Origin of the sequence: Pseudomonas sp. UC 17F4 (genome assembly GCF_900101695.1) — a bacterium.
In the GTDB taxonomy this organism is placed as follows: Bacteria; Pseudomonadota; Gammaproteobacteria; order Pseudomonadales; family Pseudomonadaceae; genus Aquipseudomonas.
This window is the reverse complement of record NZ_FNKV01000001.1, coordinates 997332-1011036: the sequence shown is the minus strand read 5'-3', so window position 1 is coordinate 1011036 and position 13705 is coordinate 997332. Positions and strand designations below refer to the sequence as shown.

The 13705-nt window shown below is 64.2% G+C and carries 14 protein-coding genes; 6 read left to right on the top strand and 8 right to left on the bottom strand.

Features of this window, described 5'->3' with window-relative positions; translation table 11 throughout:
- Window positions 1–29 precede the first annotated feature (29 nt).
- The gene (locus tag BLR26_RS04590; RefSeq protein WP_371128664.1) at window positions 30–446 is read left to right on the top strand and encodes a retropepsin-like aspartic endopeptidase RimB; all 417 of its coding nucleotides are present in this window, start codon (window positions 30–32) and stop codon (window positions 444–446) included.
- Window positions 443–1348: a 30S ribosomal protein S6--L-glutamate ligase gene (rimK, locus tag BLR26_RS04585; protein ID WP_010221234.1), complete on the top strand. Its 906-nt coding sequence runs from the start codon at window positions 443–445 to the stop codon at window positions 1346–1348. Before BLR26_RS04590 ends, rimK begins: the two co-directional genes overlap by 4 nt.
- On the opposite strand, the gene BLR26_RS04580 is transcribed toward rimK, so the two are convergent.
- Both BLR26_RS04580 and ompR read right to left on the bottom strand, forming a co-directional pair.
- The gene (locus BLR26_RS04580) at window positions 1345–2658 is read right to left on the bottom strand and encodes an ATP-binding protein (RefSeq protein ID WP_038998193.1); all 1314 of its coding nucleotides are present in this window, start codon (window positions 2656–2658) and stop codon (window positions 1345–1347) included. The genes rimK and BLR26_RS04580 overlap by 4 nt on opposite strands.
- 128 nt (window positions 2659–2786) lie before the next feature.
- On the bottom strand, window positions 2787–3527 hold the full coding sequence (gene ompR / locus BLR26_RS04575; RefSeq protein WP_045201163.1) for an osmolarity response regulator transcription factor OmpR: 741 nt from the start codon (window positions 3525–3527) through the stop codon (window positions 2787–2789).
- Window positions 3528–3768: 241 nt separating this feature from the next.
- Here ompR and BLR26_RS04570 point away from each other — a divergent pair, with 241 nt between their 5' ends.
- The 4 genes from BLR26_RS04570 (at window position 3769) to BLR26_RS04555 (ending at window position 8838) form a co-directional block, all read left to right on the top strand.
- Entirely contained in the window at window positions 3769–6087 is a 2319-nt protein-coding gene (locus tag BLR26_RS04570; RefSeq protein ID WP_093378382.1) for a Tex family protein, read from the top strand.
- A complete protein-coding gene (locus BLR26_RS04565; protein ID WP_045201161.1) occupies window positions 6087–6470 on the top strand; it encodes a PaaI family thioesterase in 384 nt (127 codons plus the stop codon). The genes BLR26_RS04570 and BLR26_RS04565 overlap by 1 nt, the downstream gene beginning before the upstream one ends.
- 153 nt (window positions 6471–6623) lie before the next feature.
- Window positions 6624–8210 (top strand): glutamate--cysteine ligase, encoded by a 1587-nt coding sequence (gene gshA / locus BLR26_RS04560; protein WP_045201160.1) that lies wholly within the window; start codon window positions 6624–6626, stop codon window positions 8208–8210.
- 1 nt (window position 8211) lies between these two features.
- On the top strand, window positions 8212–8838 hold the full coding sequence (locus tag BLR26_RS04555) for a TetR/AcrR family transcriptional regulator (RefSeq protein WP_045201159.1): 627 nt from the start codon (window positions 8212–8214) through the stop codon (window positions 8836–8838).
- A gap of 56 nt (window positions 8839–8894) precedes the next feature.
- Here BLR26_RS04555 and BLR26_RS04550 read toward each other — a convergent pair whose 3' ends face one another.
- From BLR26_RS04550 to ssuE, 6 genes are all read right to left on the bottom strand, one after another.
- Window positions 8895–9110 carry a TOBE domain-containing protein gene (locus tag BLR26_RS04550; RefSeq protein ID WP_010221227.1) on the bottom strand — a complete coding sequence of 72 codons (216 nt, stop codon included), beginning with the start codon at window positions 9108–9110 and terminating at the stop codon, window positions 8895–8897.
- Between the two features lie 19 nt (window positions 9111–9129).
- Complete coding sequence (ssuB, locus tag BLR26_RS04545) at window positions 9130–9942, bottom strand: aliphatic sulfonates ABC transporter ATP-binding protein (RefSeq protein ID WP_093378378.1); 813 nt, start codon at window positions 9940–9942, stop codon at window positions 9130–9132.
- Window positions 9939–10733 carry an aliphatic sulfonate ABC transporter permease SsuC gene (gene ssuC / locus BLR26_RS04540; protein WP_045201157.1) on the bottom strand — a complete coding sequence of 265 codons (795 nt, stop codon included), beginning with the start codon at window positions 10731–10733 and terminating at the stop codon, window positions 9939–9941. Before ssuC ends, ssuB begins: the two co-directional genes overlap by 4 nt.
- 10 nt (window positions 10734–10743) lie before the next feature.
- The gene (ssuD, locus tag BLR26_RS04535) at window positions 10744–11892 is read right to left on the bottom strand and encodes an FMNH2-dependent alkanesulfonate monooxygenase (RefSeq protein WP_045201156.1); all 1149 of its coding nucleotides are present in this window, start codon (window positions 11890–11892) and stop codon (window positions 10744–10746) included.
- Between the two features lie 58 nt (window positions 11893–11950).
- Entirely contained in the window at window positions 11951–12916 is a 966-nt protein-coding gene (locus tag BLR26_RS04530) for a sulfonate ABC transporter substrate-binding protein (RefSeq protein WP_093378374.1), read from the bottom strand.
- A 92-nt stretch (window positions 12917–13008) separates the two neighbouring features.
- Window positions 13009–13602, bottom strand: coding sequence for an NADPH-dependent FMN reductase (ssuE, locus tag BLR26_RS04525; RefSeq protein WP_045201154.1), 594 nt, complete (start codon window positions 13600–13602; stop codon window positions 13009–13011).
- Window positions 13603–13705 lie beyond the last annotated feature (103 nt).

The following is a 13705-nucleotide window of genomic DNA, read 5'->3' as shown; positions in this document are numbered from 1 at the left end:
GCGAGTGGGTGGCCCTGCCGGACCTCGGCCTGGCCGGCCTGCGGGCCAAGATCGACACCGGCGCCAGCACCTCGAGCCTGCACGCCACCGAAGTCGAACCCTTCGAGCGCGATGGCGAGCAGTGGGTGCGTTTCAACGCCCATCTGGGTTCGGTGGTACAACTGCGTCACCGGCGCTGCGAGGCGCCGCTGGTGACGATGAAAACCATCAAGAGCTCCAACGGCCAGGCCCAGACCCGCTACGTGATCCGCACGCCCCTGGCGCTGGGTGACCGGGTGTGGGAGGTGGAATTCACCCTGGCCTGCCGCAAGGCCATGCGCTATCGCCTGTTGCTCGGTTCCAAAGCCCTGATCCATGGCCAGTTGGTGGTCAACCCGGGGCTCAAGTACGTTCAGGACAAGCCGGCATTCCCGGCCACTATCACTCCCTCCACAGGTGTTGCATGAAGATCGCCGTGCTGTCGCGAAACCCGCGTCTGTATTCCACTCGTCGCCTGGTCGAAGCCGGTACCGAACGAGGCCATGAGGTGGTTGTGATCGACACCCTGCGCGCCTATATGAACATTGCCAGCCATAAACCGCAGATCCACTACCGCGGCAAGCCGCTGGAAAACTTCGACGCGGTGATCCCACGAATCGGCGCTTCGGTGACCTTCTACGGCTGCGCGGTGCTGCGCCAGTTCGAAATGATGGGGGTGTTCCCGCTCAACGAATCGGTGGCCATCGCCCGCTCGCGGGACAAGCTGCGCTCGCTGCAGCTGTTGTCGCGCCGGGGTATCGGCCTGCCGGTCACCGGTTTTGCCCACTCGCCGGACGACATCCCCGACCTGATCCAGATGGTCAATGGCGCGCCGCTGGTGATCAAGGTGCTCGAAGGCACCCAGGGCATCGGCGTGGTGTTGTGCGAAACCACCAAGGCGGCCGAGTCGGTGATCGAAGCCTTCATGGGCCTGAAGCAGAACATCATGGTCCAGGAATACATCAAGGAAGCCGGAGGCGCCGATATCCGCTGTTTCGTGGTCGGCGACAAGGTCATCGCCTCGATGAAGCGCCAGGCCAAGCCCGGTGAGTTTCGCTCCAACCTGCACCGCGGCGGCAGCGCCAGCCTGATCAAGATCACCCCGGAAGAGCGCATGACCGCCATCCGCGCCGCTAAGGTCATGGGCCTGAGCGTGGCCGGTGTGGATATCCTGCGCTCCAATCACGGCCCGCTGGTGATGGAGGTCAACTCCTCGCCTGGCCTGGAAGGCATCGAAGTCACCACCGGCAAGAACGTCGCCGGGATGATCATCGAACACCTGGAGAAGAATGGCGGGCCGAACCTGACCCGCACCAAGGGCAAAGGCTAAACAGCGTCGCGCGGCAGCATCAGCCCCAGCGGCAGCCGCACCCGCGCCTCCAGGCCGCCGCCTGAACGGTTGCGCAACTGCACGTTGCCACCGTGCTGGGCGGCGATCCGCTTGACGATCGCCAGGCCCAGCCCGGTGCCCTTGCCGCTGCGGGCACGGTCGCCGCGGATGAACGGGTTGAAGATGCCCTCCAGCTCGCCCGGGTCGATCCCGGCGCCGCGGTCGAGCACGCTCAATACCACGTAGGGCGCGCCATTCTCGCCAGACACATAGGCCGCCACTTCAACGCCCTTGCCGGCGTGGTACAGGGCGTTGCCGATCAGGTTGTTGAGCAAGCGCTTGAGCGACACCCGGCGCAGCGGGAACGGCGGGATCGGCTCCAGGCACAGGCGCACCTGTTCCTCCGGCTGGTTGAACGGCGCCACCACCTCACGCACCAGTTCACTGAAATCGACCTCTTCGACCGGCTCATCGCGACCATCGCGGATGAACGCCAAAAACTGGTCGAGAATCGCGTCCATGTCTTCGATATCGCGGACCATGTCGTCGGTCAGGTCGCTTTCGTTGGCCAGCAACGACAACGACAGGCGCAGGCGCGTCAGCGGTGTGCGCAGGTCATGGGAGACCCCGGCGAGCATCAGTTCACGTTCGCGCCCGGCCTGCTCGACATCCTCGGCCATCTGGTTGAAGGCACGGTACACCTCGGTCATTTCACTCGGCGTATCGCTGATCGGCAAGCGCACGCTGCGCCCCTGGCCCAATTGCCGGGCGGCGAACACCAGACGCTTGAGCGGCTGGTTGAGCTGGCGCACGAAAATCCAGGCCGAGGCGGTCGACAACAGGCCGATGGCCAGGAACCAGCCAAGCACGCTCCAGATCTTCTGCCCACGCAGCGGATGCGGATACAGCGGCACCTTCAGCCAGCCATCGCCCAGGCTCGGCGCCCGTACCCACAAGGCCGGCGGCGCATGTACACGCAGGCGCACCTCGGTGTCGGCGCCAAGTTCGGCCTGCATCTGGCGCTGGTAGATTTCGCTGTACGGCCAGTGCTGCTCACCCTCGGGCACCCCGGAGCCAACCACCCGGATCAGCCCCGCCGCCTCGGCGATCTTGTCGCGATCGGACTCATCGGCAGCCCAGTAGGCGCGCAGGGTCAGGGCCACGCCATGGCTGTATTGGCGGTCGACCAGCACGTCCTCGTTCATCAGCAGGTACACCAGGGTCAGGGCCTTGGAGAACAGCACAACGATCAGCACCAGCCAGAGGGTGCGGGCGAAGAAGCTTTGCGGGAACCACAGGGGCGTTTTCATCGACAACGGCTACACACTATGCGGGAACGAGCGGGGCTCGCAGGCTTTGCAAAGCGCTGCACAGGCAAAAACAGGGCAACCCCGAAGGCCTGCCCTGCTGGCGGTGAGCTACTCCTGCAAACGAAATATCACTTGCTGGCATTACCATCCGGCACAAACACATAACCAACGCCCCAGACGGTCTGGATGTAACGCGGCTTGGACGGGTCGGGTTCGATCATCCGGCGCAGGCGCGAGATCTGCACGTCGATGGAGCGTTCGAGGGCGTCCCACTCGCGGCCACGGGCCAGGTTCATCAGCTTGTCGCGGGTCAACGGCTCGCGGGCGTGCATCACCAGCGCCTTGAGCACGGCGAACTCACCGGTGGTGAGCATGTGCACTTCTTCGCCGCGCTTGAGTTCGCGGGTGGCCAGCGACAGCTCGTAGTCGCCGAAGGTGACGGTTTCGTCCTCGCTGCCCGGTGCACCCGGTACTGCCGGGGCCTGGCGGCGCAGCACGGCCTTGACCCGGGCCATCAGTTCGTCGGGGTTGAACGGCTTGGCCAGGTAGTCGTCGGCACCCAGCTCCAGGCCCTTGATGCGGCTCAGCTCGTCGCCCTTGGCGGTGAGCATGATGATCGGGATCTGGTTGTTGGCGGCGCGCAGGCGGCGGCAGGCGGTCAGGCCGTCTTCGCCGGGCAGCATCAGGTCGAGCACCACCAGGTTGAAAACCTCGCGGGCCAGCAGGCGGTCCATCTGTTCGGTATTGGGTACTGCACGGGCGCGATAACCCTTGCTGGTGAAGAACCGTTCCAGCAGGCTGCTCAGGCCCGGGTCATCGTCGACGATGAGAATTTTGTCGCCTTCGGCGGTTTGTGCAGTGCTGCTCATGGGTAGCTCCTCTAATCTCGGCACGCATTATGGCTTAGCCATCAATGGCCGTGCCGTGTGCATTGTTAGCAGATTTTTCCCCGGGTGCCAGTATTGCCGGGCCGACAACTGGCCTGCTGCTATCACCGCAAGCCGGACGCGCTGGGTATAATGCGCCGCTTTCAGCCAGCGCCGCATTGACCACAAGCGCTCTACAGCGCCCGCCCGCGGCCTTTGTATTCACAATTTGTCAGGTGGTTTTATGGACAGCATCAACAGCCGCATCGCCGAGGAACTCGGTGTCCGCCCACAACAGGTCGAAGCGGCCGTGGCTCTACTTGATGAAGGTTCGACCGTGCCTTTTATCGCCCGTTACCGGAAAGAAGTCACCGGTAGCCTGGATGACACCCAGCTGCGTCACCTTGAAGAGCGCCTGCGCTACTTGCGCGAGCTGGACGAACGGCGTGTCAGCATCCTTGCCAGCATCGAAGAGCAAGGCAAGCTGACCCCGGAACTGGCCCGTGAAATCAAATTGGCCGACACCAAGACCCGCCTCGAAGACCTGTACCTGCCGTACAAGCAAAAGCGCCGCACCAAGGGCCAGATCGCCCTGGAAGCCGGCCTCGGCGAGCTGGCCGACGGCCTGCTGAGCGACCCGCAACTGAGCCCTGAAACCGAAGCCGCGCGTTTCGTCGACGCCGAAAAAGGCGTGGCCGATGTCAAAGCCGCCCTCGAAGGCGCCAAGTACATCCTCATGGAGCGCTTTGCCGAAGACGCCAGCCTGCTCGACAAGCTGCGCAGCTTTCTCAAGCAGGAAGCGGTGCTCAGCGCCCGCCTGGTGGCCGGCAAGGAAGAGGAAGGGGCGAAGTTCCGTGACTACTTCGAGCACGACGAAGTGCTCAAGAGCGTACCGTCGCACCGCGCCCTGGCGATTTTCCGCGGCCGCAACGAAGGCGTGCTGTCCGCTTCGCTGAAAGTCGGCGAAGAACTGCCGGGCACCCTGCACCCGTGCGAAATGATGATCGCCGAGCGTTTCGGCCTGCAAAATCAGAACCGTCCTGCCGACAAATGGCTGGCCGAAGTGGTGCGCTGGACCTGGAAGGTCAAGCTCTACAGCCACCTTGAAACCGACCTGTTCGGCGAGCTGCGCGACAACGCCGAAGGCGAGGCGATCAACGTCTTCGCCCACAACCTGCACGACCTGCTGCTGGCCGCCCCGGCCGGCCCGCGCGCCACCCTGGGCCTGGACCCGGGCCTGCGCACCGGTTGCAAGGTCGCCGTGGTCGATGCCACCGGCAAGCTGCTGGACACCGCCACCGTCTACCCGCACGTACCAAAAAACCAGTGGGACCAGACCATCGCCGTGCTCGCCGCGCTGTGCGCCAAGCACTCGGTCGAGCTGATCGCCATCGGTAACGGCACCGCCAGCCGCGAAACCGACAAGCTCGCCGCCGAACTGATCAAAAAATATCCAGCGCTGAAAATGACCAAGGTCATGGTCTCCGAAGCCGGTGCTTCGGTGTACTCGGCCTCGGAGCTGGCGGCCAAGGAGTTCCCGGACCTCGACGTGTCGATCCGTGGCGCTGTGTCGATCGCCCGCCGCCTGCAAGACCCGCTGGCGGAACTGGTGAAGATCGAGCCGAAATCCATCGGTGTCGGCCAGTACCAGCACGATGTTTCGCAGTTGAAGCTGGCCCGTGGCCTGGATGCGGTGGTCGAGGACTGCGTGAACGCCGTCGGCGTCGACGTCAACACCGCGTCGGTGGCGCTACTGGCGCGCATCTCCGGCCTCAACAGCACCCTGGCACAGAACATCGTCGCCCACCGCGACGCCAACGGCGCCTTCAAGACCCGCGCCGCGCTGAAGAAAGTCAGCCGCCTGGGCGAAAAAACCTTCGAACAGGCCGCAGGCTTTCTGCGCGTCATGAACGGCGACAACCCGCTGGACGCCTCGGCGGTGCACCCGGAAGCCTACCCGCTGGTGCAACGCATTGCCGCCGAGACCGACCGTGACATCCGTTCGCTGATCGGCGACAGCGGCTTCCTCAAGCGCCTGGACCCGAAGAAGTTCACCGACGAAACCTTCGGCCTGCCGACGGTCACCGACATCCTCCAGGAACTGGACAAACCCGGCCGCGACCCACGCCCGGAGTTCAAGACCGCCGAGTTCCAGGAAGGCGTCGAAGACCTCAAGGACCTGCAACTGGGGATGATCCTCGAAGGCGTGGTGACCAACGTCACCAACTTCGGTGCCTTTGTCGACATCGGCGTGCACCAGGATGGCCTGGTGCATATCTCGGCGCTGTCGGAGAAGTTCATCAAGGATCCGCGTGAAGCGGTCAAGGCCGGCGACGTGGTCAAGGTCAAGGTCATGGAAGTCGACATCCCGCGCAAACGCGTCGGCCTGTCGATGCGCATGAGCGACACCCCGGGCGAGAAGATCGACGGCGCCCGTGGCAGCCGCCCGGGCTCGGCCCCGCGCCAACAGAGTGCCCCAGCCCGCGCCAAGGAAACCCCGGCACCGGCCAACAACGCCATGGCCTCGCTGTTCGCCAACGCCAAGCAGCTGAAGAAGAAGTGATGACGGTTCCCGACGACGTCGTCTTCAGCGCCTTCAGCCAGTTGCTCGGCTGCCGTCTGCAACGCCTGGAAAACGGCGTTGCCGAGGTGGCCATGGCCCTGGAGCCGCACCTGCGCAACCGCGGCGGCAAGCTGCATGGCGGGGCAATCTTCAGCCTGGTCGACACCACCATGGGCCTGGCCTGCTCCAGTTCCCATGGTTTCGACCAGCAGAGCGTGACCCTCGAATGCAAGATCAACTACCTGCGCGCGGTCAGCGAAGGTGACGTGCTGTGCATCGCCCGGGTGCTGCATGCCGGGCGGCGCACGCTGGTGGTCGACGCCGATGTACTCCAGGGCGACAAACTGGTGGCAAAAGCACAGGGGACTTTCGTCGTCCTCTAGCCGCAAATGGCCAAACTGCGGTACTTTCGGCAGAGCGCAGGCGCTGCCGAAAGCCGGCCAAAACCAGGCGACAACGCCAGTTCCTCTGTCCACCCTTGTAGACCGTCATCTCTACCCCCATATTGGGGCGACTGACGCGTGAAGGAATCCATCTTGAGCGAACTTCTCAACCGCCGCCTGAGCCTGCTCGGCCAAGGCGACAACCTCTCCCTGCTCAAGCAGTGCCTGCACGGCATCGAGCGTGAATGCCTGCGTGTGACCGAGGAAGGTCGTCTGGCCCAGACTCCGCACCCCGAAGCCCTGGGCGCGGCGTTGACCCACGAGCAGATCACCACGGACTACTCGGAGTCGCTGCTGGAGTTCATCACCCCAGCCCTGGCGGACCCGGCGCAGACCCTCGAAAGCCTGGAGAACATCCACCGCTTCGCTTACACCAAGCTTGGCAACGAGTTCCTCTGGAGCCCGTCGATGCCCTGCCCGCTGCCGGCCGAGGAAGACATTCCGATCGCCTGGTACGGCACCTCCAACATCGGTCAGCTCAAGTACGTCTACCGCAAGGGCCTGGCCCTGCGCTACGGCCGCACCATGCAGTGCATCGCCGGGATTCACTACAATTTCTCGCTGCCAGAAAAACTCTGGCCGCTGCTGCGCGAAGCGGAACACAGCACGGTGGATGATCGCGACTATCAGTCGTCGGCCTACATCGCCCTGATCCGCAACTTCCGTCGCTACAGCTGGCTGCTGATGTACCTGTTCGGCGCCTCGCCGGCCCTGGATGCCGGCTTCTTGCGTGGCCGCCCGCACCAGCTTGAGCAGTTCGACGCCGACACCCTGTACCTGCCCTACGCCACCAGCCTGCGTATGAGCGACCTGGGTTACCAGAGCAACGCCCAGGCCGGCCTGACGCCGTGCTACAACAACCTCGCCAGCTACACCGACAGCCTGCGCAAGGCGGTGGCCACGCCGTACGCGCCCTATGTCGAGATCGGTACGCACAAGGATGGCGAGTGGGTTCAGCTGAACACCAACATCCTGCAGATCGAAAACGAGTACTACTCCAACATTCGCCCCAAGCGCGTCACCTACAGCGGCGAGCGGCCGATCCAGGCGCTGATGGCCCGTGGCATCCAGTACGTCGAAGTGCGCTGCCTGGACATCAACCCGTTCCTGCCCACCGGTATCGACCTGCCGCAAGCGCGTTTCCTCGACGCCTTCCTGCTGTTCTGCGCCCTGGAAGACAGCCCGCTGCTGGGCAACCAGGAATGCGGTAACTGCACCGGCAACTTCCTCAGCGTGGTCAAGGAAGGTCGCCGCCCGGGCCTGCAACTGCAGCGTGACGGCCAGCCGGTCGAACTCAAGCAGTGGGCCGATGAATTGCTCGAACGCATCGCGCCACTGGCCGAACTGCTTGACCGCAGCCAGGGCGGCGACGAACACGCCAAGGCCCTGCAGGCGCAGAAAGCCAAGGTCAGCGACCCTGCCCTGACGCCATCGGCGCAGGTGCTGGCGAGCATGACCGAGCACAAGGAAAGCTTCAGCCGCTTCGCCTTGCGCCAAAGCCAGGTGCATGCCGAGTTCTTCCGCGCCCAAGCCCTTTCAGCCGAGCAGCAGCAAGGTTTCGAAAGCGCAGCGCGCCAGTCCCTGGAAGCCCAGGCCAAGCTTGAGCGTGAAGAGGACAAGGCTGATTTCGACCTGTTCGTCAGCGCTTACCAGGCGAGCATCCTGGCGATCAGCAACTGACATGACCCGCACCGTTACCCCGCGCAAACCCCGGGCCCGCAGCCAGGCGAGGATCGATTCGATCCTCGAGGCGGCGCGCACGCTGCTGGCCAGCGAAGGGGTGGCCAGCCTGTCGATTTACAGCGTGGCCGAGCGCGCGCAGATTCCGCCGTCGTCGGTGTATCACTTCTTCGCCAGTGTCCCGGCGTTGCTTGAAGCACTCACCGCCGACGTGCACGGCGCCTTTCGCGCCTGCCTTGAAGCACCGATTGATTCAGCGGCGCTGAACACCTGGCACGACCTGTCGCGCCTGGTCGAGCAGCGCATGCTGGTGATCTACAACGAAGACGCCGCGGCCCGGCAATTGATTCTCGCCCAGCATGGCCTGAGCGAAGTGACCCAGGCTGACCGCCAGCACGACATCGAGCTGGGCGACCTGATGCACAGGCTGTTTGCCGCGCATTTCCAGTTGCCGGTGTTACCGGAAGATGTCGATGTGTTTGCCCTGGCCATGGAGCTGGGAGACCGGGTGTATGCCCGTTCGGTGCAGTTGCATGGGCAGATTACGCCGCGCATGGCCGAGGAAGGGATGCGGGTGTTTGATGCGTATCTGGGCTTGTACCTACCGCCCTTTCTGCCTAAACGCTGACGGCCTCATCGCGGGTCAAGCCCGCTCCTACAGGGAGCGGGCTTGACCCGCGATTTTCAGAGCTTGGCGATCGACACTTCGGTCGACTTCACAAAGGCAATCACCTCGCTGCCAATAGTCAATTCCAGCTCACGCACCGAACGGGTGGTGATCACCGAGGTGACGATACCCGAGGCGGTCTGCACATCGATTTCCGACAATACCGGGCCTTCGAGGATTTCTTTGACGGTGCCTTTGAACTGGTTGCGTACGTTGATCGCTTTGATAGTCATCTGCTTGGTTCCTTACAGGTCAGAGAGCCCAACGCAATTGCGTCGGCAAAGGTGCGACAGGTTCCGGCTCGGGCGGTGTGCCCGGAATCGACAGAACCCGGTTGAGAACTTCGGTTTCCAGTGCAGCCAGGCGATGTGAGCCGCGTACCCGCGGGCGTGGCAGGTCGACGATAAGGTCCAGGCCCACCTCGCCGTCTTCGATGAGAATCACCCGGTCGGCTACCGCCACCGCCTCGCTGACGTCGTGGGTAACCAGCAACACGGTGAAGCCGTGCTGGCGCCACAGCCGTTCGATCAACTGCTGCATCTCGATCCGGGTCAGGGCATCCAGTGCCCCCAGCGGCTCATCAAGCAGCAACAGGCGTGGCTGGTGAATCAGTGCCCGGGCCAGGGCCACGCGCTGCTTCTGGCCACCCGACAAGGCCGCCGGCCATTCATTGGCACGCTCGGCCAGGCCGACCGCTGCCAGCGCTTCCAGCGCCCGTGGCCGCCAGTTGCCCGAGAGGCCCAGGCCAACGTTGTCGATAACCTTCTTCCACGGCAGCAGGCGCGCTTCCTGGAACATCAGGCGGGTGTCTTCCTGGGCTTCGCGCAGCGGCGCGGAACCTGCCAGCAACTCGCCGCCACTGGGTTGGTCGAGGCCGGCGAGCAAGCGCAGCAAGGTGCTCTTGCCGCAGCCACTGCGCCCGACAATGGCGACGAACTGCCCAGCCGGAATGTGCAGGTCGATATCGCGCAGTACCTGGCGCTGGCCGAAGGTCTTCTGCAGGTTCTGCGCCGCCAGCGGAATCCCGCGCAGCAGCCGTGGTGGTGGATCCTTGAGGATGGTCATGCGCCCTCTCCCCTGCTCGCTTGATAGGCCGGATGCCAGCGCAGCCAGACCCGCTCGAGGCCGCGTGCGGCCAGATCGGCAAGCTTGCCGAGCACGGCATAGAGAACGATCGCCAGGACCACCACATCGGTCTGCAGGAACTCGCGGGCGTTCATTGCCAGGTAGCCGATGCCGGCGTTAGCCGAAATGGTTTCGGCAACGATCAGGGTCAGCCACATAAAGCCCAGGGCAAAGCGCACGCCGACCAGGATCGACGGCAAGGCACCGGGCAGAATCACCTGGCGAAACAGCTCGAAGCCGGACAAACCATAGCTGCGGGCCATTTCCACCAGCGCCGGGTCGACGTTGCGGATGCCGTGGTAGGTGTTCAGGTAGATCGGGAACAAAGTGCCCAGGGCCACCAGAAAAATCTTTGCCGACTCGTCGATGCCGAACCACAGGATCACCAGCGGAATCAGCGCCAGGTGAGGTACGTTGCGGATCATCTGCACCGAACTGTCGAGCAGGCGTTCGCCCCATTTCGACAGGCCGGTGATAAAGCCCAGCGCCAGGCCGATGGCACCGCCAATCACAAAACCGACGGCGGCGCGCCAGCCACTGATTGCCAGGTGGGTCCAGATCTCGCCGCTGCGTACCAGCTCGACGCCAGCGCTTAATACCGCGCTGGGCGCCGGCAAAATCCGCGTCGACAGCCAGCCGACGCTGACTGCCAGTTGCCAGACCGCCAACAACAGCAGCGGCAACGCCCAGGGCGCCAGGCGTTGCTGCCAGGGAGTGGATTTACGACTCATGGCCCGGCCCTCAGCGCTGCGCCGAGGATTTAGGCAGGATGTCGTTGGCGACCATCTCGCCGAACGGGCTCACGTAGCCACCGCTTTGCGGCAGTTGCGGGCGCTCCACGTCCAGGTGCGGGAACAGCAGCTCGGCGACCCGGTACGACTCTTCCAGGTGTGGATAACCGGAGAAGATGAAGGTATCGATGCCCAATGCTGCGTATTCCTTGACCCGCTCGGCCACGGTCGGGCCGTCGCCGACCAGCGCCGTGCCGGCACCGCCGCGCACCAGGCCGACACCGGCCCAGAGGTTGGGGCTGACTTCGAGGTTGTCGCGGTTGCCGCCATGCAGCGCGGCCATGCGTTGCTGGCCGACCGAATCGAAGCGTGCCAGCGAGGCCTGGGCGCGGGCGATGGTGTCGTCGTCCAGGTGCGAGATCAGCCGCTCGGCGGCCTGCCAGGCTTCGGCGTTGGTTTCACGCACGATCACGTGCAGGCGGATGCCGAAGCGCACCGTGCGGCCTTGCTTGGCGGCCTTGGCGCGCACTTGCTCGATCTTCTCGGCCACCGCCGCAGGCGGCTCGCCCCAGGTCAGGTACAGCTCGACCTGCTCGGCTGCCAGGTCCTGGGCCGCTTCTGAAGAGCCGCCAAAGTACAGCGGCGGACGCGGCTGCTGGATCGGCGGATAGAGCAGCTTGGCGCCTTTGACCTGGATGTGCTGGCCGTCGTAGTCGACGGTTTCGCCTTCCAGCACCCGGCGCCAGATGCGGGTAAATTCCACCGAGGCCTGGTAGCGCTCTTCATGGCTGAGGAACAGGCCGTCACCGGACAGCTCTTCCGGATCGCCGCCGGTGACCAGGTTGAACAAGGCACGGCCACCGGAAAGACGATCCAGGGTTGCCGCCTGACGCGCCGCCACGGTCGGCGAGATGATCCCCGGGCGCAGCGCGACCAGGAACTTCAGGCGCTGGGTTACCGGGATCAGCGACGCGGCAACCAGCCAGGAGTCCTCGCAGGAACGCCCGGTCGGAATCAACACGCCACCAAAACCGAGGCGGTCGGCGGCCTGGGCAATCTGCTGCAGGTAGCCGTGATCGACGGCGCGCGCGCCCTCGGCGGTGCCAAGGTAATGGCCGTCGCCATGGGTGGGAAGAAACCAGAATACGTTGAGGCTCATTGGAGTTGTCTCCTAGGGGTGGCGCAGACCGGGGCGGCGCCCCGGCGCGGGCAAATCGTCAAGGGGCGCTGGCGACCTTGGCCGGTGGGGTCCAGATCACATCCTTGATGCTCAAGGGCTTGGGAATCAGCTTGAGCGTCTTGAAGGTGTCGGCGATCTTCTGCTGGGCAGCGATCACTTGCGGGGTCAGGAAGGCAGCGCCATAGCCCTGGCGCTTGACCGAGGTCAGGGTGATGTCGCCCGGCAGGCCGAGCAGCGGCGCGACCTGGTCAGTGACTTCCTGCGGGTTGGCCTTGGACCACTCGCCCACCGCGCGCACTTCATCGACCAGCGCGCTGATCACTTCAGGGTGCTTTTGCGCATAAGGCTTGGTCGCCAGGTAGAACTGGTGGTTGTCGACGATGCCCTGGCCATCGCGCAGGGTGCGCGCCTGCAGCTGCTGCTCGGCAGCCGCCTGGTACGGGTCCCAGATCACCCAGGCATCGACGCTGCCGCGCTCGAAGGCGGCGCGGGCATCGGCGGGCGGCAGGAACACCGGCTGGATGTCGCTGTACTTGAGGCCGGCGTCCTCCAGGGCGCGGACCAGCAGGTAGTGAACGTTGGAGCCTTTGTTCAGCGCGACTTTCTTGCCCTTGAGCTCTTGCACCGACTGGATCGGCGAGCCCTTGGGCACCAGGATCGCTTCGCTGTGCGGTGCCGGCGGCTCGTAGGCGACATACAGCAGGTCGGCGCCAGCGGCCTGGGCGAACACCGGCGGGGTTTCGCCGGTGACGCCGAAGTCGATCGAGCCGACATTCAGGCCTTCGAGCAGTTGCGGGCCACCGGGGAATTCAGTCCATTGCACCTGCACGCCCTGGGCGGCAAGGCGTTTTTCCAGCGTGCCCTTGGCTTTGAGCAACACCAGGGTGCCGTACTTCTGGTAACCGATACGCAGGCTTTCAGCCTGGGCTTGAGTAATGGCGCCGAAGGACACAGCCGCAGCAAACAGAGCGACCAGACCACGACGCAAAATGACAGTGCGCATAGCGCTCTCCTTTGCTGTTGGGGTTCAGGCTGCACCTGCTTGCCCGTTGGCGGGCGAGTAAGGTGGGAATTACAGGTAACGGATGGAAAGCCTCAGATGCTCCAGCGAGCACTGAGCAGACGTTCATTCAACACGCCCGGGGCAACCGGTTTGGGTCGACGCGCCAGGGCGCTGTGGAACAGTTCGAGCGATTCCAGCAGGCGCTGCTCCAGCGCCGGCGCCAGTTGCGCGGCGGCACTGCCTTCGCCGTAGGCGATCTGGCTGTCGTCGGCGAAGATGCCTTGCAGGGTTTCCTGGGCCTTGAGCGCAGACAGTACCGGCTTGAGCGCGTAGTCCACAGCGAGCATGTGGGCGATGCTGCCGCCGGTTGCGATCGGCAGCACCACCTTGTGGTTCAGGGCGCGTTCGGGCAGCAGGTCGAGCAGGGTTTTCAGCGCACCGGCAAACGAAGCCTTGTACACCGGAGTGGCAACCACCAAGCCGTCGGCCTGCTCTACCAACTGCAGAAAATGCTGCACCCTGGGGCTGTCGAAGCGTGCATGCAGCAGGTCTTCGGCGGGAAAGTCGCGCACCTGGAATGTCACCACTTCCACGCCCTGGCCCTGCAGCCACTGGCGGCTGCGCTCAAGCAGGACGCCGGAGCGCGAACGCAGACTGGGACTACCACCGAGAGAAACAACCAGCATTGGAGCGCATCCTTGATCGTGTTCTAGAGGGCCGCGAGTTGCAGTTCTCGCTGGAGTGGAGTGACCTTAACAGCTCGATACATATATCTATAAATCATATTTT